The sequence below is a fragment of the Ramlibacter lithotrophicus genome, assembly GCF_012184415.1.
GTDB classification, from domain to species: domain Bacteria; phylum Pseudomonadota; class Gammaproteobacteria; order Burkholderiales; family Burkholderiaceae_C; genus Ramlibacter; species Ramlibacter lithotrophicus.
In genome coordinates, this window is the sequence record NZ_VTOX01000004.1 from 232,595 (window position 1) to 255,203 (window position 22,609).

General features: G+C 63.4%; 19 protein-coding genes and 3 pseudogenes. 17 read left to right on the forward strand and 5 right to left on the reverse strand.

Annotation, left to right across the window (positions count from 1 at the left end; genetic code table 11):
* The first annotated feature begins 11 nt into the window (after positions 1 to 11).
* The 8 genes from RAMLITH_RS13545 to RAMLITH_RS26195 all read left to right on the forward strand — a co-directional run bounded on the left by RAMLITH_RS13545 (position 12) and on the right by RAMLITH_RS26195 (position 9,358).
* Positions 12 to 1,163: an NHL repeat-containing protein gene (locus RAMLITH_RS13545; RefSeq protein ID WP_168107951.1), complete on the forward strand. Its 1,152-nt coding sequence runs from the start codon at positions 12 to 14 to the stop codon at positions 1,161 to 1,163.
* Entirely contained in the window at positions 1,160 to 3,217 is a 2,058-nt protein-coding gene (locus RAMLITH_RS13550) for a hypothetical protein (protein ID WP_168107952.1), read from the forward strand. The genes RAMLITH_RS13545 and RAMLITH_RS13550 overlap by 4 nt, the downstream gene beginning before the upstream one ends.
* Before the next feature lie 2 nt (positions 3,218 to 3,219).
* The gene (locus tag RAMLITH_RS13555) at positions 3,220 to 4,260 is read left to right on the forward strand and encodes a 6-bladed beta-propeller (RefSeq protein ID WP_168107953.1); all 1,041 of its coding nucleotides are present in this window, start codon (positions 3,220 to 3,222) and stop codon (positions 4,258 to 4,260) included.
* Positions 4,257 to 6,065 (forward strand): cytochrome c3 family protein, encoded by a 1,809-nt coding sequence (locus RAMLITH_RS13560; RefSeq protein WP_168107954.1) that lies wholly within the window; start codon positions 4,257 to 4,259, stop codon positions 6,063 to 6,065. Before RAMLITH_RS13555 ends, RAMLITH_RS13560 begins: the two co-directional genes overlap by 4 nt.
* A gap of 74 nt (positions 6,066 to 6,139) precedes the next feature.
* Positions 6,140 to 6,769 carry a cytochrome c3 family protein gene (locus RAMLITH_RS13565; RefSeq protein WP_168107955.1) on the forward strand — a complete coding sequence of 210 codons (630 nt, stop codon included), beginning with the start codon at positions 6,140 to 6,142 and terminating at the stop codon, positions 6,767 to 6,769.
* 77 nt (positions 6,770 to 6,846) lie between these two features.
* Positions 6,847 to 8,028: a CBS domain-containing protein gene (locus RAMLITH_RS13570; RefSeq protein ID WP_168107956.1), complete on the forward strand. Its 1,182-nt coding sequence runs from the start codon at positions 6,847 to 6,849 to the stop codon at positions 8,026 to 8,028.
* 6 nt (positions 8,029 to 8,034) lie between these two features.
* Positions 8,035 to 8,652, forward strand: a complete 618-nt coding sequence (locus RAMLITH_RS13575; protein ID WP_168107957.1) for a Crp/Fnr family transcriptional regulator — start codon at positions 8,035 to 8,037, stop codon at positions 8,650 to 8,652.
* A 457-nt stretch (positions 8,653 to 9,109) separates the two neighbouring features.
* On the forward strand, positions 9,110 to 9,358 hold the full coding sequence (locus tag RAMLITH_RS26195) for an ATP-binding cassette domain-containing protein (protein ID WP_181017778.1): 249 nt from the start codon (positions 9,110 to 9,112) through the stop codon (positions 9,356 to 9,358).
* A 246-nt stretch (positions 9,359 to 9,604) separates the two neighbouring features.
* Here the strand turns inward: RAMLITH_RS26195 and RAMLITH_RS13585 are convergent, their stop codons facing one another.
* Entirely contained in the window at positions 9,605 to 11,110 is a 1,506-nt protein-coding gene (locus RAMLITH_RS13585) for a DDE-type integrase/transposase/recombinase (RefSeq protein ID WP_168107958.1), read from the reverse strand.
* Positions 11,111 to 11,178: 68 nt separating this feature from the next.
* On the opposite strand from RAMLITH_RS13585, the pseudogene RAMLITH_RS13590 reads away from it, so the two are divergent.
* The 5 genes and pseudogenes from RAMLITH_RS13590 to tnpC all read left to right on the forward strand — a co-directional run.
* Positions 11,179 to 12,171 (forward strand): annotated as a pseudogene (locus tag RAMLITH_RS13590) (Mu transposase domain-containing protein); the annotation flags it as partial.
* Positions 12,168 to 12,692 (forward strand): ATP-binding protein, encoded by a 525-nt coding sequence (locus RAMLITH_RS13595; RefSeq protein WP_272954186.1) that lies wholly within the window; start codon positions 12,168 to 12,170, stop codon positions 12,690 to 12,692. The pseudogene RAMLITH_RS13590 and the gene RAMLITH_RS13595, both read left to right, overlap by 4 nt.
* Before the next feature lie 52 nt (positions 12,693 to 12,744).
* Positions 12,745 to 13,149, forward strand: a complete 405-nt coding sequence (locus tag RAMLITH_RS13600; RefSeq protein ID WP_168107959.1) for a transposase — start codon at positions 12,745 to 12,747, stop codon at positions 13,147 to 13,149.
* Between the two features lie 20 nt (positions 13,150 to 13,169).
* Positions 13,170 to 13,478, forward strand: coding sequence for an IS66 family insertion sequence element accessory protein TnpB (gene tnpB / locus RAMLITH_RS13605; protein WP_168107960.1), 309 nt, complete (start codon positions 13,170 to 13,172; stop codon positions 13,476 to 13,478).
* A gap of 76 nt (positions 13,479 to 13,554) precedes the next feature.
* Positions 13,555 to 14,856, forward strand: a pseudogene (gene tnpC / locus RAMLITH_RS13610) (IS66 family transposase); the annotation flags it as partial.
* A 294-nt stretch (positions 14,857 to 15,150) separates the two neighbouring features.
* Here the strand turns inward: tnpC and RAMLITH_RS13615 are convergent.
* Complete coding sequence (locus RAMLITH_RS13615; RefSeq protein WP_168107962.1) at positions 15,151 to 16,287, reverse strand: IS110 family RNA-guided transposase; 1,137 nt, start codon at positions 16,285 to 16,287, stop codon at positions 15,151 to 15,153.
* 60 nt (positions 16,288 to 16,347) lie between these two features.
* On the opposite strand from RAMLITH_RS13615, the pseudogene RAMLITH_RS13620 reads away from it, so the two are divergent.
* A pseudogene (locus RAMLITH_RS13620) lies at positions 16,348 to 16,647 on the forward strand (transposase domain-containing protein); the annotation flags it as partial.
* 64 nt (positions 16,648 to 16,711) lie between these two features.
* Positions 16,712 to 16,966, forward strand: a complete 255-nt coding sequence (locus RAMLITH_RS13625) for a hypothetical protein (protein ID WP_168107963.1) — start codon at positions 16,712 to 16,714, stop codon at positions 16,964 to 16,966.
* Between the two features lie 44 nt (positions 16,967 to 17,010).
* Here the strand turns inward: RAMLITH_RS13625 and RAMLITH_RS13630 are convergent, their stop codons facing one another.
* Entirely contained in the window at positions 17,011 to 19,704 is a 2,694-nt protein-coding gene (locus RAMLITH_RS13630) for a type IV secretory system conjugative DNA transfer family protein (RefSeq protein WP_168107964.1), read from the reverse strand.
* A complete protein-coding gene (locus RAMLITH_RS13635) occupies positions 19,701 to 20,042 on the reverse strand; it encodes a hypothetical protein (RefSeq protein WP_168107965.1) in 342 nt (113 codons plus the stop codon). Before RAMLITH_RS13635 ends, RAMLITH_RS13630 begins: the two co-directional genes overlap by 4 nt.
* A gap of 63 nt (positions 20,043 to 20,105) precedes the next feature.
* Between RAMLITH_RS13635 and RAMLITH_RS13640 the strand changes: the two genes are divergently transcribed.
* Both RAMLITH_RS13640 and radC read left to right on the forward strand, forming a co-directional pair.
* Positions 20,106 to 21,356, forward strand: coding sequence for a type IV secretory system conjugative DNA transfer family protein (locus tag RAMLITH_RS13640; RefSeq protein WP_168107966.1), 1,251 nt, complete (start codon positions 20,106 to 20,108; stop codon positions 21,354 to 21,356).
* The gene (gene radC, locus RAMLITH_RS13645) at positions 21,353 to 22,012 is read left to right on the forward strand and encodes a RadC family protein (RefSeq protein WP_168107967.1); all 660 of its coding nucleotides are present in this window, start codon (positions 21,353 to 21,355) and stop codon (positions 22,010 to 22,012) included. Before RAMLITH_RS13640 ends, radC begins: the two co-directional genes overlap by 4 nt.
* Positions 22,013 to 22,062: 50 nt before the next feature.
* On the opposite strand, the gene RAMLITH_RS13650 is transcribed toward radC, so the two are convergent.
* Entirely contained in the window at positions 22,063 to 22,581 is a 519-nt protein-coding gene (locus tag RAMLITH_RS13650; protein ID WP_168107968.1) for a CYTH domain-containing protein, read from the reverse strand.
* Positions 22,582 to 22,609: the final 28 nt, after the last annotated feature.

The window sequence follows — 22,609 nt, forward strand, 5'->3', positions numbered from 1 at the left end:
TTCGTGTAGTTATGAAGCTTCTTCGATCCCTGTCCCATCGCCTGCGGCTCCAATTGCTCGGCGCCTTGCTCGGCGCGCTCGCGCTGCTCGCTGGCTGCGCCGCGCCGCCGGAGCAGCCGCCAGTGGCCAAGGTGGCCCAGTTCTATCCGCCCGCACCGGACCCGCCGCGCATCCAGCACTTGGCCACCTATGCCGGCCCGGGCGACTTACAGTCGGATACCACGGGCACAGGCCTGAAGGACTTCCTGCTCGGCGACAGAAAGCAGACCGGGGCCTTAGTGCGGCCCTACGGGGTGGCGATGTTCGACGGAAAGATCTACGTGGCCGATACTCGCGCGGGCGGATTGGCGATATTCGATCTGAAGGCAAGCAGCTACGCGCTCATGACCGGCGCTGGTGCCGGGCGCATGCGACGGCCGTTCAACATCGTTATCGACGCCGACGGCACGAAGTACGTTTCGGACATCGGACGCAACCAGGTGCTGATCTACGACCGCGGTGACCGCTTCGTTGCCGCCTACGGGGCCAGAAATGAGCTCAAGCCGGTTGGTCTCGCGATCGCTGCGGAGCGCCTGTACGTGGTGGACATCGAGCACCATGAGGTCCAGGTACTGGACAAGCGCACGGGCAACCTGCAATTCAAGTTCGGCAGGAACAAGCCCGACGAGGACCAGCGGATGTTCCAGCCGACCAATATCGCGGTCGGCAGCGACGGCGATATCTACGTTGTGGAGACCGGCAATTTTCGTGTCGCGCGGTACACGCCTGCCGGCAAGTTCGTGCGCGAATATGGCCAAGTTGGCCAGTCGCCAGGGCAGTTCGCGCGGCCCAAGGGTATCGCGCTGGACCGCGCGGATCGCCTGTACGTCGGAGATGCGGCATTCCAGAACGTGCAGATATTCGACAACGAGGGGCGTCAGTTGATGGCCTTTGGCCAGCCCGGCGGCGAGCTGCCAGGTTTGGCCCTGCCCGCCGGCGTGACCATCGATTACGACGGCGTGGCTTTCTTTCGCGACCGTGCCGATCCGAATTTCGCGGTCGAATACCTGATCCTGGTGGTGAGCCAGTTCGGGCCCAACCAAGTCGACGTATTCGGTTTCGGAAAGATGAGTGGTGTCGCCTATCCGGCGGATGAAAGGCGTCCATCCAAAGCGGCTCGATGATGGGCCGAGCCGGCAAGCCAGGCCTTGCGGCACTGAGCTTGGCGATTGCCTTTGCTTTGGCGCCGCGCGATGGCGGGGCCCAGGACGGCATGCTCCGGGCTCCCATTGCCGATCAGGAAATCGCGCCGTTCCGGCTCACGGGACTCGAGGGATATCTCCAGATGCGCTACTTGGCTGATGAGACGACCTTTCCGCAGCGGACGGCAGGCATGGGTTTGCGGAGTCGGCAGTCGAACCTGGTCGAGGAAGTCTTCATCCTCTCGCACAGCTATATCTACCATCCGCGGCTGCTGTCGCTCGACGTAGGCGGAGGACCTGTGTTCGATAGAAGCCGGCACGAGGTCGACGGAGTCGGCCGGCAGCGTAACAGCCCGCAATACAACCTCACCGCGAGGGCGATCGTCCTGCGGGACAAGCCGTATACCGGGGAACTGTTCTACGACCGCCGCAACCAGACCCAGTCTCTCGGACCGGCCCTGGAACTCACCACCCGTAATACCCGATATGGCACCAGCCTGTCGCTGCGCGACCCGGTGACGCCGGTACCGATGACCCTGGAACTCACCAGTTCCGACAACGATGGCCGCGACGCCACGCAGGTCATCAACGATCGCACCCGCCAAGCGCGCTTCACGACGTCGGCAAACCTCGGCAAGCTGGGTTCGTCGATGTTCCAGTACCTGGGCTCCCGCCAGGATTCCGCCAGCGGCAGCGTCGGTCGGCCGATTCAGACCAGTCGGTTCGACACCACCACCGCTTTGCTGGAAACGCGTCTGAAACTGGGGCCCGCGGACCGCTACGATCTGAGCAACCGTGTCGCGTTCAATACCAGCAGATACAGGGTGACCGAAGGCTTGCCGTCGCGGCTGAGGAACCTGAGTTTCGCGCTCGACCTGCGCGACCGGCACTCGGACGCCTTGCAGACTTATGAGCACTATGACTTCAACAGCAGCAGGCAAGGCGACCAAGCCGCCACGGTGCACGCAGCCAGCGCGGGGCTTAGCTATGCGTTCGGTACTGGCTTGTCCGGCGCTCTTGCGGGGCGTGGCGAGTCCTACCGCGGCAGCCATCTGGGCTACAGTCTGTGGGCGCTCGACGCCTCAATGCAGTACCAGAAGGCGCTGCCGCTGGGCCAAGCGACGCTGAGCTACAACGCCAGCTACAGCCGGCGCGACCAGCTGGCGACGGCGCAGGGCAGCCGATTGCTCGGAGAGCATGTCACGCTGGCGGGCACCTCCCCGGTCACGCTCGGCAAACCGCAAGTGCTGCTCGGCAGCGTGATCGTTAGCAACCTGTCGCGCACCCAGACCTTCCTGGAGGACCGGGATTACGTGCTCACCCGCATCGGCCTCGGGGTACGCATCCAGCGCCTGATCGGTGGCAACATCGTGGACGGACAAGAGGTTCTGATCGACTACGACTTCGATGTCGGGGGCACTTACGCGCTGAGCCAGTTCGACAACTCGGTGGCGCTCACATGGGCCTATGATTTCCTGAGCCTTTCGGCCCGCCGCAGTGAAACGACGCCGCGTCTCGACTCGGGCTCGCCGACCACCCCGCTCAACCCGTCCCGGACCACGGTCTACCGAATCGGCGCCGATTTCCCGCTCTCGCTGCTGTGGCAGCGAGTATTGCTCGGCGGCAGTGCCGAGCGTGAAAACCGGCGCGACCGCATCCTGCCATATCGACGAGGCAACCACGAGGTCTATGCTCAGCTGGAGTTGCCGCTGGTTCAAGCCGGCAATATCCGAATCGGCTCCCGTCGGCTGGAGGTCGACTACGACAGCCGTCTGGCACAGGGCGTGCGACTGCGCGGTCAGGACCTACGCCTGTGGTTGCGCCTGGTGAACGGTGTCGAACTTTCCGCTGATGCCACTCACGAGCGTGATACCGGCACCCCCGCACTGCGGGAGCGGTCGTTACGGTCTCTCAAGGCGCAGTGGCGCGTGCGCAAGCTGTTGTGGACCCTCGACGTCACGCGTACCCACGATCTGCAAGGTCCCGCGGAAACCACCCGGATCTTTGGGCAGATGATGCTGCGCAGGGATTTCTGACCATGATGTGGCGCGTCAGCTTCGTTGCCGCCAGCAGGCTTCTGTGCCTGTGTGTGTTGGGCGTGCTCGGCGCGTGTGCACCAGTGCTCGTGGAGCCTGCAGACCCTGTATCGCTGGTCTGGCCGGACGAAATCGACGTGCCGCCGCGCATCGCATTCGTGAAGGAATTCTCGCGGCCCAACCAGCTCGGGATCACACGAAACTTCTTCCAGCGCATTGGCGACCTCATCCTTGGCGCCAGCGAGGTGCGGCTGATCCGGCCGATGGCCGTGGTGGCAGTCAAGGGTGTCGTGTATGTCGCCGACCCCGGCGCCAAGGGAGTGCATCGCTTCGATCCCACTAAGGGACGCTACGACTTGATCGCGGGCCCAGCCGGCACGGAACTGCCGTCGCCGGTCGGACTCGCGCAGGGCGAAGCGGGGGAGGTCTATGTCACCGATTCGCAGCTGGCCCAGGTGCTGGTGATCCGGCCCGGCGCAAAGACGGCGGCGCCGCTCGCGCTGGCTTCCATGATGCAACCGACGGGCGTTGCGTTCGATCCGGAAGCCGGCCGCTTGTTGGTCGTCGATACCGGCGCGCATCGCGTGAACCTCTTCAACCGAGACGGGACGCTGCACTCGAGTTTCGGCGGGCGCGGCACGGGCAACGGTGCGTTCAACTATCCGACGCTGCTTTGGCGAGATAACCGGGGGCGGCTGTACGTCACCGATTCATTGAACTTCCGCATCCAGGTGTTCGACGCCGCAGGCACGTTTATGAAGAAGTTCGGGCAGCTGGGCGACGGTCCCGGCGACAACAGCCGCCAGAAAGGGATCGCGACCGACAGCTGGGGCCACGTCTATGTCGTCGATGCCTTGTTCAACGCACTGCAAATCTTCGATGGGGGCGGGCAGTTGCTGTTGTCGGTCGGGACCATCGGCAGCGGTCCAGGCGAATTCTGGCTGCCTGCCGGTATCTTCATCGGTGATGACAACCTGATCTACATCGCCGATTCGTATAACCGGCGTGTCCAGATCCTGCGTTACATCGGAGGCCCGACATGAAGCGCCATGGACATGGGCGGGCCGTCGCCGGGAGTCTGCTGCTGGTCGTCGTCCTGAGCCTGTGGGTCGCCGCTTTGGTGCCCAAGGGGGGTCATGCGGCGGTATCAGCCACCAAGCACAATTTGTCGGTCAGCGGCCCGGGTACGCTCAAGGCCACCGCCGAGGCCCAAATCTGCCTGTTCTGTCATGTGCCTCATAACGCATCGCCGAGCGGACAGTTGTGGAACCGCAATCTCAGCACAGCCACCTATACGCCGTATACCAGTTCCACCCGTAAGAGTGTTGCCGGGCAGCCCAATGGTGCTTCGTTGCTGTGCCTGAGTTGCCATGATGGCACGATCGCGCTGGGCCAGATGGTCAACCCCGCGACCGGCGTCGGCATGGCCGGTGGGGCAACCACCATACCCGCTGGAAGTACCAATCTGGGGATCAATCTGTCGGACGATCACCCGGTATCCTTCGTCTTCGACGCGGCACTAAGAGCAGCGCGCGGCGAACTCGCGGACCCTGCAACGCTGGTTAGCCCGAGCAAAGTGCGACTGGATGTGGGCAACAGGTTGCAGTGCACCGCCTGCCACGACCCACACGACAGCAGCAACCCGAAGTTCCTCGTGGTCGCTAACACTGCCTCGGCGCTGTGCCAGACCTGCCACACCAAGAATTACTGGACCGGCAGCGACCACAGGAACTCGACCAAGGGGTGGAACAACGTCGCGCCCGATCCGTGGCCACACACCACGGAAGCCACGGTTGCCGCCAACGCATGCGAGAACTGCCACCAGCCGCATACCGCAGGCGGCGGCCGGCGGCTGCTCAATTACGCCGCCGAGGAGAATAATTGTTTCGCATGCCACAACGGAAACGTAGCAGCCAAGAATATACAGGCCGAATTCAGCAAGATTTCGCGGCACGGCGTCACCAATTACACCGGCACTCATGATCCGACTGAACCCGCGTCGACCGCGACAGCGCATGTGGAGTGCGCGGACTGTCACAATCCCCACGCGGCCTATGCCTCAAGCCCTTCGGCGGGGTCGGTGCCTGGTGGGAGCGCGCCCCCCGCGCTGGCCGGCTCGCAAGTCGGAGTGCGCGGAGTCAACATCAGCGGAAACGCAGTCAATCCGGCCAGCGCCGAATATGAAATCTGCTTTCGCTGCCACGCCGACGGCGCCGCCAACATCCCTGCACCGCGCACCCCGCGCGTGATTACGCAGAACAACAAGCGGCTCGAATTTCAGACGACGAATCCGTCCTTCCATCCGATTGCCGGGGCGGGAAGAAGCACGGCGGTCCCCTCTCTGATTGCCCCGTGGACGACGTCGAGCCGTGTCAGATGTACCGACTGCCACAACAATGACGCGGGGCCCTATAGCAGCGGCACTCCGTCCGCTCCAACCGGAACAGGGCCAAACGGCCCGCATGGCTCCACCATTGCGCTGCTGCTAGAGCGCAGGTACTCAACGGGCTTCGTTGCGAATACCGCTGCCAATCACGCGCTGTGCTACAAGTGCCACAGCCAGACCAGCATCGCCAGCAACGCCAGCTTCCCGTTCCATCGCTACCACCTTCAAGAGGTCAACAACCCCGTCCCATGTGGCGCCTGCCACGACCCGCACGGCATCGGAAGCACCCAGCCTGGCACACAGCGGGCGCTGATCAACTTCGACACTTCAAAAGTATCCGCGGCGGATTCCGGCGGCATCCGCTGGGTGAGCACGACCAGGACCAGCGGCGCGTGCTACCTGGTCTGCCATATGCCGAACGGCGACGACATCCTCCACAACGGCACCAACAAGAATTACTAACGCACCCGCACGCGAGCTTTCGGATCGGCGTGAGTTTCAGACCGAACAAATGCAGGGAAAGGGTTGAGAACGACATGACACCGAACCGACGCCTGCTGGCGGAGCTCGCATTGCTATTCGCCCTAGCCTTGGCTCACGCGCTGCCGGCACAGGCGCAGAGCAAGGGTAACGACGACAAGGCCTGCCTCGACTGCCACGCCCCGCTGGTGCAGAAGAAGGTGGTGCATGCGGCGGCCCATATGAGCTGCGCGAGCTGCCATGCCGAGCTCGACGCGAGCAGCGTGCCGCACAGGTCGAAAGGCAAGCGCCTCCATGGACTTTCGGCCGAGGGACCAATCCTTTGCGCCAACTGCCATGACAAACAGCTGTTCGAGGGCAAGGTCGTCCATGGCCCTGTCGCGGCCGGCATGTGCCTCGGGTGTCATGATCCCCATGCCTCGGAGAACATAGGGCTGCTGACAAAGCGCGGGGCGACGCTCTGCCTCGACTGTCACCCGGAGGTACAAAAAGGCCCCCACCTGATTGCCGGATTCACACGCAGCGGCCATCCATTGGGCAATGACCCGAAGCAAGTATTGGATCCGCTGCGCCCGGGCAAGGCGTTCTACTGCGCCGGCTGCCATGAACCCCACCGATCAAGACGGCCGAAGCTGACGCGATTCGACAGCGGCACCGCTTCCTGCCAGAACTGCCACAAGATGTGATGGCGATGACGCCCTGGCGTGGAACTCCGTCGCCCTGACCTACTGAACCGATCGCACGGTTGACCCGAAAGAACGACATGAATATCAGCCGCAGAGCTATTTCCGCAGTGATGACCCGCAACGTCTGCCATGTCGGCATACAGCAGTCGGCCAAGGACGCGCTGGCGCTAATGCAGAAGCACACCGTAAGCTCAGTTCTTGTCACCGAAGACGAGATGATCCTGGGCATCATCACCGAGCGGGACGTCGTCCGGGCACTGCAATGCAATGACAAGCTCAAGGCGTTGAGTTGCACCGACCTGATGCAGGCCCCGGTCGTTACCACGCCTGCAACCACCAGTTGCCTCGATGCCTACCACCTTATGGCGGGACGGTCTATCCGTCACCTTGCGGTAACAGACAAGGCCGGCCATGTAGTCGGTATTGCCAGTGAAGGCGACGTGATGCGCAACTTCGGCATCGAGTATTACATGAACTTCAAGGACGTCGCCAGCGTGATGAGCACTGAGTTCTGCAAGGTGCATCTGTCGGTGACGGTTGCCGACGCTCTCAGCATGATGCTTGAGAAATGCCAGAGCTGCGCGGTGGTTGTCGATGAGCTGGAGCGCCCCGCGGGGATGCTTACCGAGCGCGATGCGGTGCGCCTGTGGAAGGAAGGGGTCGACCCCGGGGCACTCGCGGTCCAAGAGGCCATGCACACACCGGTCATGACCGTCAAGCCGACCAAGCGCTTGCATGCGGCGGTGAAGTCCATGGAAACCGCGCGCATCCGGCGCCTGGTCGTGGTCGACCAGCATGGCATCGCCTGCGGCCTGCTCACGCATCACGAGATCGCGCGCGGATTGGAAGGTGACTACGCGAGATATCTGAAGGAAATCGTCGAATTTCAGGCCCGTAGCCTGCAGGAGGCGGCACAAGCCATCGACGAAAGGCTGCTGCTGGCCAACATCCTGCGCTCTGTGACCGGCACCGCGTTGCTCGCCTCCGATCTGGATTTCCGTATCGCGTACGTGACTCCCTCGATTGGCCCGGTACTAGGCCTGCGCGTGGAAGACGTCGGCGGGACCGATATCCGCGCGACGCTGGAGACCATCGGATGGCGTGGAGCTGGCGCATTTGTCAACGCGGAGTCGGTCGCACGCGGCGCTCGGCATTACGCGGTCATGACCACACGCGGAATGGCTGACATTCAGGTCTCTGGCCTCATCGATGGCGGCAATCAGCCGCAAGGCTATCTCGTGCTGGCGCAGAAGGCCTGAGCCGTCATGGCGATGCAGCAGTTCGGCTATACCGACGTCGCAAAATTGCTGATCTCGGATGTCGGCTTGCCGGAGTTGAGCCCGGCGCAGGCGCTCAGACTAGCGCAGCTGATGAAGCTGACAACAGCTGAGCCTGAATCGGTGCTGTTTCGCCCCGGCGGGCCGGGCCTCGATTTCATGATCATGCTCTTGGCGGGCGATGCGGTGATTGAGGGCCAACTGACTGGCGCGGACGACTGGATCGTGCTGCGGGGGCTCGTGCCGGGTAGCCTTTTTGGCGAACTGGGCGCCCTGGACAGCATCGCGCGTGCGGTCGTCGTTCGTGCTACCTCCGACGTGTGCATAGCCACCCTGGACGACGCGGCGCTGGGACAGCTCACGCAGAATGATCCCGCATTGGCCTTCGTGCTGTTGCGCGCCTTGCTGGCCTATGTCACTCGCCGGCTGCGCAGCGCCCACCACAGGATCGGCATGTTGCACGAGATCAATCTGGCGCAGCGCCAGGAATTGGCTTCCGAGATCAGATCAGACGAGGAGACGCGAGCCAGGTTGAGAGTCGTATTGAAACTGGAGTCGAAATTCGCAATGCGCACAGGTGGTGACGTATCACGCAAAGAACTATAGACCGCACGCACTCCCAGCTTCAAGTTCAGCCTGATCCGCGCCACCTGTGTGAGTGTTTGGCGCTCCTATATTCGCGCCCCGGTCGGCCGACGCGTGAACGCAGCTTCGTCGCATTGGACCAGCTTGCTTCCTGCGCGACGTGCAGCACGCCTTTGTTGGCTTGTGCGTGCACGCCGGCAGCAGGTCTTGGCAGCGATGATGGAAGCCGACGCGCGACGCTGTGCACGGAGCGCTAACGGCAGCAAAGTGGCGCGGAGTACGTGTTCCAGGAGGCGAGCTTGTTCGAGCACCTGAACGTTCGCCGCAATCTACAGTACGGGCTGCGGCGCGCCGCGCCTACCGCGGGCACCGATGCGCTCGCGAGGGCTATCGCGCTATTGGGCATCGGGCACCAGCGCGTGGCCATCGCCCGTGCCTTGGCGACACGGCCCGCCTTCTTCTGCTCGACGAGCCGCTGGTGGCACTGGATTTCGCGCGGCGGCAGGACATCCTGCCTTGGTTGGAAAAGATGCGCGATGAACTAAGCCTGCCGATACTCTACGTCACGCATTCTGCGGACGAAGTCGCCCGACTGGCCGACCACCTGGTCCTGCTGGACGCCGGGAGAGCGGCGGCGGCGGGGCCAGTGGTGGAGGTGCTCTCGGCCATTGAGACGCCGGTCGCCGTCGGTGAGGATCTCGGCACTGGCGGACGACAATTATCTTGACCGGCATGTTGCCTCACGAAGGAATGTTACCCGGGGGCTCGTTGTCGTTTGATCTTCTTTCGCAATTCTTTAGTTGATGGCTGTGGGCATGTGGGCGAAGGCTGCGGCGGTGGGCAACGCAGCCGCGCAGCGGCGCGTTGTCCACGGTCGCAGCCGGTGCGCCGCAGGCGCATCGTCCACATGTCCATGGCCTGCCGGGCGCGAAGCGCCCGGCTCCCCCGGCTCTGGTGAAGGTGAACTTTGCGTTCAGGCTTCGACTGTCGCTTCATTCGCCGTTCGCAGACCGCCCAGGACCATCTCCGTGACCCGTTCGCTGCGCCAGGCCTTCACCCGGCGCTGCAGCGTTCGAAGTTGTGCCTTGCCGTCGTAGATCTCTGGAACCATCGCGACCAGTCGCTCCATTAAGGCCTTGGCCGCTATTGAGGGTTCCGCGATCAGCCACCCTTCGATGACGGGCCAGGCGTCGGCGAACGGATCCGCGCGGGTTCTCCACCAGTGCTTCGCGTTCGGCTGCTTGCGATGCGTCGGACGCACTTCGCCTTCTGTCCAGGCGGACGCCAAGCTTCGAAGGAATGATGAGAGATCGGCTGCACTTCTCGGCACCACTTCCATCGGTGCTCCGTGAGCCGCGATCTCGCCCAACGTCTGCTGCGCGCTGCGGATTTCCTGCAGCAGCCGCACCGGGTCGAGTCTCTTGAATTGCGCTGCCAGCTTCTCCTTGATCGCAGGCTCAACGCCGCTGTGGGCAATCAGGCGCTCGCACGGGGTCGCCGGCGCGAAGTAGGTCTTGTGCACGCGAGCGCCGTCGCGCATTTTGGATTTCAGCTTGAATGAGGGTTGGAAGAAGTTGATGTACAACCGCGACGACGCGTACAGCTGCGCCAGGGCCTTCGTAGCTTCGCGACCGCTCAGGCGGCCATAGCCGACCAGCCGCCGAACGACAGCGCCGTTCTTCTGCTCCACCCAGGCTTGGTCATTCTTCTTGTATGGCCGCGAGCGCGTCTGATCGAGGCCCCGGCCCTTGCAGTAGTCGAACACAGCCTGGCTCATGAAGGTGCTGTCGTTGTCCGAGTCAATGCCGAGCATTTCGAAGGGCAGGTCGGCCGTCACTTTCTCGAGCGCTTCGATGACCAGCATCTGGTCGCGAATCCTCATTGCCACGCATTCCGTCCATCCGGTGGCGATGTCAGTCAGCGTGAGGGTGTGAACGTAGTCACCATCTGTCTTCGGCCCGCCGCAGTGTTCGACCATGTCGACCTCGAAGAAGCCCGGCGCCGGATCCCGCCAATCGGCGAAGGTGCGTACCGGAATGCTGCGCCTGATTGCCGCGCCCACGCCAGTGCGGCGCCTTCGCTTCCCGTCGATATGGGAACGAGTACCGGCCAGGGCGCGATCGATGGTCGCGGCGCTGACCTGCAGGACCTTGGTCTTGACGACCGGGTCCAAGTCGAGATGACCATGGCGCTCCATCGCATCGACCAACATCGGGATCAAGGCCTTCAGCCGCTTGCCGCAGACCCGATCGGCAGCCTCCCACAGCACCGTCAGCGCTTGCCGAACCGCCTCGTCATACAGCCGGTTGCGCGCGCGCGTTCCCGCCCCGGGCGCGTCATCTCGCAACACGCGGACCGCGTGTTTGCGGTGGTATCCGGTCAGAGCAACGAACTCATCCAGGATCTTCGTCTTCTCCGGCTGACCCGCACTGCGGTAGCGCCCTCGAAGTGCTTCGACCAACTCCTTGCGTGTTTCCATGCTGATTCGCCTCGTCACGTTGTTCTGCTCCCGCCAGCCCCTCCGGCGGGTAGCAGATTACGTGAGGCAACAGGTCAGCTCGGGTAGCACTTCCGACGAGTCAATGCGCCTGCGGCAACGATTTCGCGGTCCTTGTCGCCGGCGAGCCGTTCGCGCACCTGCTGTACCAGTTTGCCTTCGCGTACAGCGGCTGGCGGCACGCGCAGGTCGTCCGCGGTGGCGAGAGCTTCCAGGCATTGGCCGCCGGCTTGCAGGACGCACTCTGGATGGCCGGCGGCGTTCCCGAAGAGCACCGTACCGACAGCCTGTCGGCCGCCTTCAACAACCTGGCCGAACAAGAGGAGCTGACTCGCCGGTACAAAGGCCTGTGTGAGCACTACGGCATGCGGGCGAGCCGGAACAACCCTGGGGAGAGCCACGAGAACGGCTCCATCGAAGCGCGCCAGGGCAGCCTGAAGGTCTCCCTGGAGCAAAGCCCGCCGCCGGCGCGGCGCACCGCCGACTTCGAGGAGCTCGATGCGCGGGTGAGCAAATTCGGCGTCTTCAGCGCCAAGGGCGTGCTCTACAGCGTCCCGTCGCGCCTGGTAGGCCAACGGCTCAAGGTTCGCCTGTACAAGGACCACCTGCAGGCTTGGCTCGGCGGGGTGAAGGTGTTCGAGTGCGAGCGACTGCACTCGAATCGCGGCAGCCGGCACCCCAAGCGGATCGACTGGCGGCATATGCTGCCCACCCTCAAGCGCAAGCCGGGAGCGTTCGCCCGCTGGGTTCTTCGCGATGCGATGTTCCCGCGCACCGAATACGCACAGACCTGGGAGCACCTGCGCACTCGCCTTCCAGAACGCCAGGCGTGCCGGCTCATGGTCGACCTGCTCGATCTCGCCGACCGCGCCAGCGTCGTGGGCGAACTCGCCGTCGCCTTGGCCGTTCTGAACGATCAGGGCGAGTTGCCAGACATCGACATGCTGCGAGCGCGCTTCGCGCCGCGACCTGCGGTCGTGCCGTCGGTCGAGGTGCTCCTGCCGGCCGCCTCGGTATACGACCAGTTGCTGGAGGCGGCATGAACGCGCCCTCCCTGACCGCCAGCGCCGCCGACCTTGCCCGGCTGCCGTTGATGCTGACCGAGTTGCGGCTGCCCACGATGAAGCGGCTGTGGGCCCAGTTCGCCGAGCAATCCAACCGGGAGGGCTGGCCCGCCGAGCGGTTCCTGGGCGTGCTGCTCGAACAGGAGATGGGCGAGCGCGAAGCGCGCCGGCTGGCACGGGCCCGCGCCGACAGCCAGCTGCCGCCCGAGAAGCTGCTGGCCACCTTCGAGTTCAGCCTCACGCCGATGCTCTCGAAGGCGCACGTCACGGCCCTCGCGGAGGCAGACACCTGGCTGACGCAGGGGCACAACCTGCTGGCCTTCGGCCCACCGGGCGCCGGCAAGACGCACCTGATCGCCGCTATCGGCCACGCGCTGATCGACCGCGGCTACCGGGTGCTGTTCCAGCGCACGTTCGAACTCGTGCAGCGGCTGCAAGCCGCGCGCCGTGACCTACGTCTGCCTGCCGAGCTCGGTATGCGTCCGGCCAACCCACATTGAAGTTCAATAGCAGGCGAAGGATGCTTGTGTCCACGGACTTATGCGCGGACACATGGACAGTTCTGGGACGGGATCGGCGGTTGCACAACCGGCCAAACGCAGCTGGCGACGGCACAGCGACGAATTCAAGGCGCGGGTCATCGAGATGGCGCGCCAGCCGAACACGTCGGTGGCCGCGGTGGCGCTGGCCAACGGGCTGAACGCGAACATGCTGCGCCGCTGGGTGCGCGAGTGCGAGGTGGCCGGCAGCATCAGCACCGAGGTTGCATCGCCGCGTGAGGTGGTCGCGCCGGCCTTCGTTCAGTTGCCGATGCACGCGCCGCCTCCCTTGCTGGCGTCGCCAGAGCCGGCCGCGGCGCGCATCGAGGTGGAGATCCAACGCAATGGCACCACTGTGCGCGCGAGCGTGCCCATGGACAGCCGCAGCGCGGCCTGGCTGCGCGAGGTCACGGGTTGATCCGCGTCGACGCAGTGTGGATGGCCGTGCAACCGCTGGACATGCGCCTGGGCACCGAAGCCGCACTGGCACGCGTGGTCGGTGTCTTCGGCGCTGCGCATCCGCACCATGCCTACCTGTTTGCCAACCGGCGAGCCAACCGGATGAAGGTGCTGGTGCACGACGGCATCGGCGTGTGGCTGGCCGCCAGGCGGCTCAATGCGGGCAGGTTCGTCTGGCCCTGCGACGGCGCGAGCACCCTGAGCCTGAGCCGAACGCAGTTCGATGCGCTGGTGCTCGGTCTGCCGTGGCAGCGCCTGGGCGAAGCCGGCATCATCCGCGTGATCTGAGCCTTGTTCATCGACGCTTGGCAATTGCCGAAAGTGCCGATGCGATCGTGACGGTGATCCGCGAAGATCACGCTCCGTGATCACCGCGCAGCAACTCGAAGGCCTCGATCCGCACGTGCGGCAAGCCATGCTGTCGCTGATGTCCGAGGTGGCCGCGCGCGACGAGCAGCTTCGAGCCAAGGACGCACTGATCGAGCAGCGCGAGCGCGATGCGGCGTTCAAGCAGGCGCTCATCGACAAGCTCACTCACGAACTTGCGGTGCTCAAGCGCATGAAGTTCGGCGCGACCAGCGAGAAGTTCGCCGGCAGCGCCGAGCAGAAGAGCCTACTGCAAGACACGCTGGACGAGGATCTGGCCGAACTGGACCGGGAGATCAAGCGGCTTGGCGCGCACGGCGATGCCGACGGTGACAAGGCCGGCAAGAAGACGCCCAAGCGTCAGGCGCTGCCGGCGCACTTGCCGCGGCGCGACGTGCATCACGAGCCCGCGTCCACGGTATGCGGGTGCGGCTGCCAGATGCAGCGCATCGGCGAGGACGTGGCCGAGAAGCTGGACTACCAGCCTGGCATCTTCACCGTGGAGCGCCACGTGCGCGGCAAATGGGCTTGCCGCCGCTGCGAGAAGCTGGTTCAAGCCGCCGTGCCGGCGCACGTGATCGACAAAGGCATCCCCACCGCGGGCCTGCTGGCGCAGGTGCTGGTGGCCAAGTTCCTCGATCACCTTCCGCTGTACCGTCAGGAGGCGGTCTTCGAGCGCGCCGGCCATCTGATCGCCCGCTCGACGCTTGCGCAGTGGGTGGGCGAGTGCGGCGCGCAACTGCAGCCGCTGGTTCAAGCGCTGGCCGACGAACTGCGCCGGCACGCGGTGCTGCACGCCGACGAGACGCCGGTGGCGATGCTCAAGCCGGGCAACGGCAAGACGCACCGGGCCTACATGTGGTCGTACTGCACTCCGAGCAGCAACCCGATGCGGGCGGTCGTGTTCGACTTCAGCGAAACCCGCAACGGCGAGAACGTGCGCGACTTCCTGCAACTCGACACCCCGCGTGCCTGGAAGGGCACGCTCGTCACTGACGGCTTCAGTGGCTATCGCGCCTGCGTCGACAAGGGTGTGACCTCGGCGCAGTGCATGGCGCACGCCAGGCGCAAGTTCCACGAGCTGTGGGTCAATCACGACAGCCAGGTGGGCCGCCAGGCGTTACGGTTCCATCGGGTCCTGTTCCTCATCGAGCGCGAGATCGAGGAGTTGCCCGCAACCGACCGACGACGAATACGGCAGCGCAAGTCGCGGCGGGTGCTCGCCGTCTTCCACCGCTGGCTGATCGCGCAGCGACAGCTGGTGCCGCCGGGCTCGGCGACGATGAAGGCCATCGACTTCTATGAGGACTGGTATGTCAAGCCCCTCACGGAGGTCGATTCTCAGAAGAACCTAATCGCAGGCCGGGAACCGCAAAATGTCCGCTGTCGTACTCGGACAAACTTCTATCCGTGTCGGCTCGTTGACCCGACACCTCATGCTGCATACGCGCCAATAGCGCTGGCCGGTTCCCGCTTCGCAACGCGCCCCATCTAAAGCATCGGTCACGACGCAGAGGTGGTGACCCGTCGATCGCACGGGCGCGTTGACCTTTGATCATCGTTCAATGACTGGGTGCCTTCGCGGGGGCGGAGCTCAGGTTTGGATCGCTTTCAGACGGGCTCCCGACGGGAGCTCACCGTCTCGCAGGAAACGCCAGAGTGCGATGGCCAGGCGTCTGGCCAGGGCCACAATTCCGATGCGCCGCATGCGGGCACCTCCTCGCGCGAAGCGCTGGTTGAACCACTTGGTCATCGCGCTTTCTGGCTGCAGACGCAGCCAGCACCACGCCAGCTCTACGAGTACCGACCGTGCCCTTCGATTTCCCGCCTTGCTGATGCCCTGCTCGATATGGCTGTTGCCGCTTGCATAGGGCGTCGGCGCCACGCCGATGCACCCGGCGAGCTCGCGTCGGTTGGCAAACTGCCGCCAGCCGAAGACCTCGTGCGCGAGTACACAGGCACCCCTGGCGCCGATGCCGACCAGGCGCATCAACTGCGCGACCGTGGGCTGCCGGGCGTCCTGCAGTTCCCGCTGGCGAGCCACTTCGATCTGGCGGACCTGCTCCTTGACCAGTCTCAGCCGCGTAAGTTCGCGCTCGATTTCCTCGCGTAGTCTTCGTCCGAGCTGCTCGCTGTGCTGCGACCACCAAGTGGCCCAGTAGCGCCCGCCAATGGGCACGCTCGGACGAAGGTTGTGCAGCACCAGCAGCGAACGGATGCGACTGGTGTGCGCGGTACGCTCGTGCGTCAGCCGTTCGAATTCGCGATGGTCACGTCGCTCGTCTTCCTGGCTTGCAGTGGGTTCGCGCAAGACCGACCATACGCGCTCGCCATGGTGGTGTCGCAGCAGCATCGTCAGCAGCTTGTCGCCGTCGAGCCGATCGGTCTTGGCGCGCCGCGCTCGCCGATTGACTTCGATGCTGGCCGCGTCGACAACGATGTTGTCCACGCCCAACCCGGTGAGCCACCGATGCAGCCACCAGCCATCGCGACCCGCTTCGTAGCAACTGTGCACCTGTGCGCGCGCCGACGTCTTGAACCGCTTGCCGGCACGCGCGATGCAATCGGCCACGCCGGCTTGGTCGCCGGCGGCCACCGTGTGACGACTGGCAGTACCGCCGCCGTCGCCGAAGGTCAACTTCCAGCTCTTGTCGCCAAGCTCAAAGCTCATATGCAGGTCGCCCGGCTTGGCCGTATCCTTCCGATGTAGGGCTGCTCGCGTCGTAGACATTTCCAAGCTCCTTTCGAACAAACGGAACCCCTCGTTTTACCCCCAGCCCTACATAGCATCTACAGCCTGAAGCGCTGGGGTGAACTCACGCACTTCGTCAGCGACGGGGACGTGTCGATCTCGAACAACTGGGTTGAAAACCAGATCAGGCCGATCGCTCTTGGCCGGTCGAACTGGCTGTTCGCGGGTAGCCTGCGTGCGGGCAAGCGCGCAGCCGCGATCATGAGCTTGCTGCACTCGGCGCGCATCAACGGGCACGAACCCTACGCGTACCTCAAGGACGTGCTGGAACGCTTGCCGACCCACCAGGCCAGCCGCATCGAAGAACTCCTACCGCACCGCTGGTCGCCGGCCGCCTGATTGCCGTCGCTGACTACGCCCTGGCGGTGAAGGTGACTTCGCCGGACGCGTACGGAGGCATGGCGTGGACACAGGCGACATCGACTACCTGATATACGTTGACCACCCGGATTGGACGAGAGAAATGGGCGACTGGCGCAGCTACATATCGCCCGAATTGCGCGAGATGTGGGAGACCTTTCTCTACGAACAGAAGTGGGTGATCGCCCAGAGCGTGGCGAAGATGATGGACGCGCTGTCTGCCTCTCATGCGACGTCAAGACCGCTTACAACGACTGACCGGGGGATCCTTGCTCTGTGTCGCCGCCGGGGCGCGTAGAAAAGGTCATACCTAAAACGATCTCCTCTTCAGGTCGTCGTCGCCTACGCATCTAAAGACCGTGCGACCACCGCCGCGATTGCCCGCCGCCGTGCGATCGCCTCTGTCGGGTCCGCCTGCGTGACTCGGCTGCGCACGGTGTACCCCTTCACCACCTTTTCCCTCGGCGCCTGGGTTTGCGGATAGCCATCCAGGAATGCGGGAAGGTCCTCCGGGAGCAGGAACGAAACGCGCTCGCGCTCGTTCTCCTCGAGAGCCTTCCCGACATGTATGGATAGGCTCTTTAAATGGCGGGCGTGCGATGCGAGCATGACGACATGCGTGAAGGGGTGCGCCAGGCACTTTTCGATATTCCCGAGTTCGTGATCCTTCGTGGTCGTCACCGAGATTTCGAAGGCGAGCGCTATCTCTTCCCGGCGCAGGATGACATCCACCCGTCCGGCGCCATCGTGTATCGGCTCTTCGACGGACGCCCGGAAGCCGCGTTCCTCACCAAGTTCCTTGATGAGATGCTCGATGTACTTGTGCTTGACGCCACCACCGCCTGCGTCCCGCTGTTGTACGGGGAGCGGTCGCGCTGGTGATCGCGTGATAACCACTTCGTCCCCCCGTTCCGGTACTGGCTGCGACGCGGCTTTTTCGGGAACAGGTGTCGGCGCTTCGGTGAGTGCTTGTGATGTACCGGTCGTGCCAGCTTCTGAAAGCCAGTCGCTCGGAGAGTCCGGCGCCCGCTCGGTAACGACCGCGTCCTCTAAGTAGACAACCCCGTATTTCTGCCGCGACGCTTCGAGGAGCGCGTCGAAGTCACCGCTCGCGAGCTGCGGGAGGGATTCCAGATACCCAAGCGGGATCGACAGTGAGACCGCTTGGTCGGTGATGTTCCGGGCAAAGCAGGCAAAGGACGTTTCCTGCTTGCCTTTCGTTTGTGAGAGGAGAAACTCCGGGGTAGCCCGAAACTCGGAAGCGAGTGCGCTTGCATCTTTCGCCGATAGGCCGCCAGCCAGCTTGATCGAGGTGTTGGCCATCACGCCGGCGCGCACGCCCGGTTCCAGCTGGTCGAGATTCTGATGCGCGAAGGTGATCGCCCCTTTGTACTTGCGCACCTGCGCGAGCATCCGCGCAAGCGTGGTATCCACCACGCGTTCAGCTTCGTCGATGTACACGTACGTCGGTGTGCGTTCGTGCTTTGGAATGGCCGCACGGCGCATGAAGGCTTGGCCGAGGAGTGCGACGAACATGCGCGAGAAGATGGCGCACCCTTCTTCGCCGAGGAAGTCCTTGGCGGTGTTGATGAAGACGATGGACCCGTCCTGTAGCGACGAGAACAAGTCGACGCTATTCTTCGGCGCGCTCATCATCCGGTCGAGCGTTTGGTTCGCCAGGACTCCCCATAGCCTATTGAGGACCTGCTTCTTGGTCTCACTGAAGGCCTTGTCGAAGAAGCGCGTCTCGAAAAAGACCCGGGCGCTCCCCGAAAGCGTCTTCATGTGCGGACGGAACTTTTCGCCGTCTTCCATGAGCTCGCGGAGGGTGTGGATGTTCGCACCTGGAATCCGCATCATGAGAACCGCCAGGTAGCGGAAGACCAACCCTTGCTTCTGAGTGAGTTCGGCACCAAGAAGCCCGCCGAAGAAGAAGTCGAAGAGTTCGACCGTGTTATTAAGGATGGTCTCGTGCGCGACCGCATCCGCCCGGCCGCCGGCAGAGAGGTCTACGTCGAAGAGATTGAGGCCGACTGGCCGGACGAGATCCGTCGGGTCGATGTAGATGAAGCGCTCACGAAGTGTCGGGTCGGCGAAATAGTCGCTGTGCATGAGCGCTTGGAGCAGATCGCCCTGGCTGTCCATGACGACCACAGACCGTTTGTCCGTGATCGCTTCCTTCAGGTCGCCGGCAATGAGAAATTGAAGCGTCTGGGTCTTGCCGTGGCCGCTGCCGGCCACGACGTGCGTATGCTCGAAGCGCACCGCCTCCGGAATGTGGAGGGGGATGTCCACGAAGAAGACGTCGAGGAAGGGCGTCCCGGCGAGGTAGAGCCGGAGTATCGTCGCGTCATCACCGCGACAGTCTTCCGGCATGACGAAGTTCTTGTTGGTAGTGTAGCGATCCTCAAGCGGGATGTTCGAGGCATTCGCCAGGTTCATGAGCAGCCGGTCACGGAGTTCGTCGAAGAGCTTGTCGTTTACCAGGTCTTTGGCGAACACCGTCGCAATGATCTTGTGGACGAGAACCGGGATGCCCTTCACATACGTATAGAGCGGCGCCGTCGGTGAAAGCCTCGAGTACTCTTCGAAATCGCCCTGCTCGTCAGGGTCGACGAAGGCCTGCTCTGGGAACTCTGCGTAGAGCGCCCCGAGGATCGCGACCATCGCTTCCTTCCACTTCCCAAGGAAGTAGCGCTCGTCTCCATACATCCGTATGGCCGCGCGGAGCCCATTCCGATACTCGGCGGCATCGGCGAGCGAGAGATTGGCGATGTCATCGGTGAATGCCATGCCGAGCGGCTCGTGCGCGAAGAGGCGCTCAACGAGGGCAAAGACCGGCTGCCCGATGCGCATGCCAAACGTCGCCTCGTGGCGCGCACCGGCCTCTTCCAGGACGGAGATGAGGAATTCGATTCCCGCATCGGCGTCAGGAAGCGAACTTTGCTCCCTGAGAGCCTCTGCCTGGGCCAGGAGGACGCGCGTTTCACTGTCCTCCCTCGGCGGTGTCCGAAGGAAGGAGGACAGGAAGCTCATTCGTCGGTGAAGGTGAGGACCGTCTCGCCCCCGAACGATGCGGCCGCGCGCAGCATCTTGTGGAAGGCCTTGGCAGCATCCGTCAGCTGCTCCTCGGCGTCGAGGATCTCCAGGATGTCCTTGGCCTCAATGGTCTTGCCATCGACCAGGTCGCGCACCTGGATGCGCGGAACCATGAAGCGGTGCCTGGCGAGCGACATGAAGCTTCCGGGGTCCGGGCGCTCGCCTTGCTTTTCGTACAGGATGGTTTCGCCCATCTTGTACTTCTTCACTGCGGCAGATTCCTGCTCTGTCAGCTTGGCTCTGGCAGTGAGCTGGAACTTGATGCCGCCCAACATGCCGCCGGCTTGTTCACGCGTAAGCAGTAGCTCCATGCAGTCCCCTCGAGAGTTGCGGGGAAGATGCTACTCGCCTTCCAGGCACATGTCACCCTCTCTGTGGAGGATGGGCGCGATGCTACGGTGGGCGATATGGACCCAGAGAAGGAAACGGTCAGCTACGTGGGAGAGACGGCCGGCAGGCTCCCGCATAAGGTGTTCGGCATCCGCCAAGCCGACCGGGCTTTTCACATGCACATCATCGGAAAGACCGGCACCGGGAAGACGACGCTTCTGGAGAATCTCCTGCGCCAGGACATCGATGCCGGCCGCGGCCTCACGCTCATCGATCCTCACGGTGACTTGGCCGAGAGGATCTCAGGCTACGCGAAGGCATCCGGCCGCAGCGACCTGATCTACCTCGATGCCGCCGATCCCGAGGCGCCGTACGGCTACAACCCGCTCAAACGCATCGCTGACCACTACATCCCGCTTGCCGTCTCCGGGCTCCTGGAGACATTCAAGAAGCGCTTCGCAGACGCGTGGGGTGTCCGCATGGAGCACGTCTTGAGAAACGCGCTCTATGCGGTTCTGGATACCGGAGGGGGCACGCTCCCGGACATCCTCAAGCTCCTCGCCGACAAGGACCACCGGAAGGATCTCGCCAAACGCATCCGAAACGAGACGGTGCGCGAGTTCTGGCAGAAGGAATTTCCGAACTATTCCGACCGGTACCGCGTCGAGTCCCTGGCTCCCATCCAAAACAAGTTGGGCGCATTCCTGGCCGACCCGCGCGTTCGCCGGCTTCTGACAGAGGCGCCCCAGGAACTGTCATTCAGACGAATCATGGACCAAGGGGGCGTGCTCATCGTGAACCTGGCCCGCGGAAAGCTCGGCGAGGACAGCTCCTCGCTTCTTGGGGCGCTCTTTGTGACGAGCGTCGCGCTCGCTGCCTATTCCCGGGCAAGCATGCCGGAGGCAAAGCGCCTGACCCACTACCTCTACGCCGACGAGTTCCAAAGCTTCACGACTACTGCCGTCGCCGACATGATCTCCGAGCTGCGCAAGTATGGTCTCCGGCTGGTCGTGGCCCACCAGCACTTCGACCAGCTGGAAGACGCGGTGAAGCACGCGATCCTCGGGAACGCCGGCACGCTCATACGCTTTCGCGTCGGCGCCGAGGACGCGAAGCTCATCTCGCGCGAGTTCGCCGGCCTCGTCCCGGCGGAAGACCTAGTCACCTTGCCGAACTACACGGTCTATCTGCGTCTCATGATCGACGGCGAACCTTCAACGGCATTTCGGGCAAGGACGTTGTCCCCACAGCCTTCATGAAAAGTGCCGAGGAGGCACAAAGTTGCTCCTACTGCAGGACCTGCTACCTTGAGAAACTGACAGCGGTTGTTCTTCACACAGGAGCTGTCATGGAAGACATTGAAAGAATGTCTTCGCGTGACCTCCTGGCGGAGCTCATAGGCGAAGACGAAGCAGAGAGGATCTACACCGGGTCGCTTCTGAAGCTGGTGGACTTCGGTCGCCCACGTCGCGAGTTGCGAACGATGTTCGTGGCTCGCGAGCTGTGGGAGCGTATCTACCGCCAGGACCTGACCGAGCGGGAAGTGTTCGCGTCACCGGAGGCTGTGAAAGGCTTTCTGTCGACGATCTACGTGCAGAAACCGCACGAGGTCTTCATGGTTCTTTTTCTCGATGCGCAGAACCGCCTCATCGTTGCGGAGGAAATGTTCCGCGGCACACTGACCCAGACAAGCGTGTACCCGCGAGAGGTCGTGATTCGAGCCCTGGAGCATCGTGCTGCCGCGGTGATCTTGTCGCACAACCATCCGAGTGGCACCACGCAGCCAAGCCGTGCCGACGAAGCGCTGACGCAGACGCTCAAATCGGCGCTGGCGCTCGTTGACGTGCGGGTGCTTGATCACGTGATATGGGCGGCCGGTGAATCGGTCAGCCTTGCTGAACGCGGACTCCTCTAAAGCCACCCCATTGGGGGTGGCTTTTCTCCGAGCCGACGTGATGCCACGTATTAGCGTTCAGAGTTTGGTAGCAGATCAAGATAGGCGCCCTCGAGAAGCTGGGACTGGTGAATACCCAGACGTTCCAGCAGCCGGTACGCTTCCTGTACGCCGGTGGGACTAGGCTCCCCCTTGGCGAGTACGACTTCAAGCTCAACGAAGTGACCGAGACCCTCAACTCGGTCCAGGTGCACGCGCGTTCTTCCCACCAGGAACAGGGTGCGCAGTTTCCTGATCCGACCCGCCTCACCGTACGCCGACGAAAGGGCCTCCCGCAGCGATTCCGGAGAACTCGTGGGGGATAGGACGTAAGCGGACTCTTTTGGCCCCTTGACGTCTGCACGGCGATAAAAAATTAGCTCACCGGTTCCATCTGCAAAGGTGCGGATCTTCAGTCGTCCCGATCTGCACTGGAAGAAAATGTCATCCTGATGAATCTCGCTTGGTCCATCAGTTGCAATGGCGGCAACTTTGGGGAATACCTCGCTAATATCTGGGACGCGCGCTTTGATTTCAACGTTGCGTTGCACGGCCGATTACTCGACGAATTGCGCAAAA

What these genes read in the sequence shown, in the direction of transcription:
- RAMLITH_RS13545 (WP_168107951.1), top strand. Translation starts at nt 12, where the DNA reads ATGAAGCTTCTTCGATCCCTGTCCCATCGCCTGCGGCTCCAATTGCTC.
- RAMLITH_RS13635 (WP_168107965.1), bottom strand. Translation starts at nt 20,042, where the DNA reads ATGTTGGGCGGCATCAAGTTCCAGCTCACTGCCAGAGCCAAGCTGACA.
- RAMLITH_RS13600 (WP_168107959.1), top strand. Translation starts at nt 12,745, where the DNA reads ATGGACAGTTCTGGGACGGGATCGGCGGTTGCACAACCGGCCAAACGC.
- radC (WP_168107967.1), top strand. Translation starts at nt 21,353, where the DNA reads ATGAAAAGTGCCGAGGAGGCACAAAGTTGCTCCTACTGCAGGACCTGC.
- RAMLITH_RS13615 (WP_168107962.1), bottom strand. Translation starts at nt 16,287, where the DNA reads ATGTCTACGACGCGAGCAGCCCTACATCGGAAGGATACGGCCAAGCCG.
- RAMLITH_RS13550 (WP_168107952.1), top strand. Translation starts at nt 1,160, where the DNA reads ATGATGGGCCGAGCCGGCAAGCCAGGCCTTGCGGCACTGAGCTTGGCG.
- RAMLITH_RS13640 (WP_168107966.1), top strand. Translation starts at nt 20,106, where the DNA reads ATGCTACTCGCCTTCCAGGCACATGTCACCCTCTCTGTGGAGGATGGG.
- RAMLITH_RS13630 (WP_168107964.1), bottom strand. Translation starts at nt 19,704, where the DNA reads ATGAGCTTCCTGTCCTCCTTCCTTCGGACACCGCCGAGGGAGGACAGT.
- RAMLITH_RS13560 (WP_168107954.1), top strand. Translation starts at nt 4,257, where the DNA reads ATGAAGCGCCATGGACATGGGCGGGCCGTCGCCGGGAGTCTGCTGCTG.
- RAMLITH_RS13575 (WP_168107957.1), top strand. Translation starts at nt 8,035, where the DNA reads ATGGCGATGCAGCAGTTCGGCTATACCGACGTCGCAAAATTGCTGATC.
- RAMLITH_RS13595 (WP_272954186.1), top strand. Translation starts at nt 12,168, where the DNA reads ATGAACGCGCCCTCCCTGACCGCCAGCGCCGCCGACCTTGCCCGGCTG.
- RAMLITH_RS13570 (WP_168107956.1), top strand. Translation starts at nt 6,847, where the DNA reads ATGAATATCAGCCGCAGAGCTATTTCCGCAGTGATGACCCGCAACGTC.
- RAMLITH_RS13565 (WP_168107955.1), top strand. Translation starts at nt 6,140, where the DNA reads ATGACACCGAACCGACGCCTGCTGGCGGAGCTCGCATTGCTATTCGCC.
- RAMLITH_RS13585 (WP_168107958.1), bottom strand. Translation starts at nt 11,110, where the DNA reads ATGGAAACACGCAAGGAGTTGGTCGAAGCACTTCGAGGGCGCTACCGC.
- tnpB (WP_168107960.1), top strand. Translation starts at nt 13,170, where the DNA reads ATGGCCGTGCAACCGCTGGACATGCGCCTGGGCACCGAAGCCGCACTG.
- RAMLITH_RS13555 (WP_168107953.1), top strand. Translation starts at nt 3,220, where the DNA reads ATGATGTGGCGCGTCAGCTTCGTTGCCGCCAGCAGGCTTCTGTGCCTG.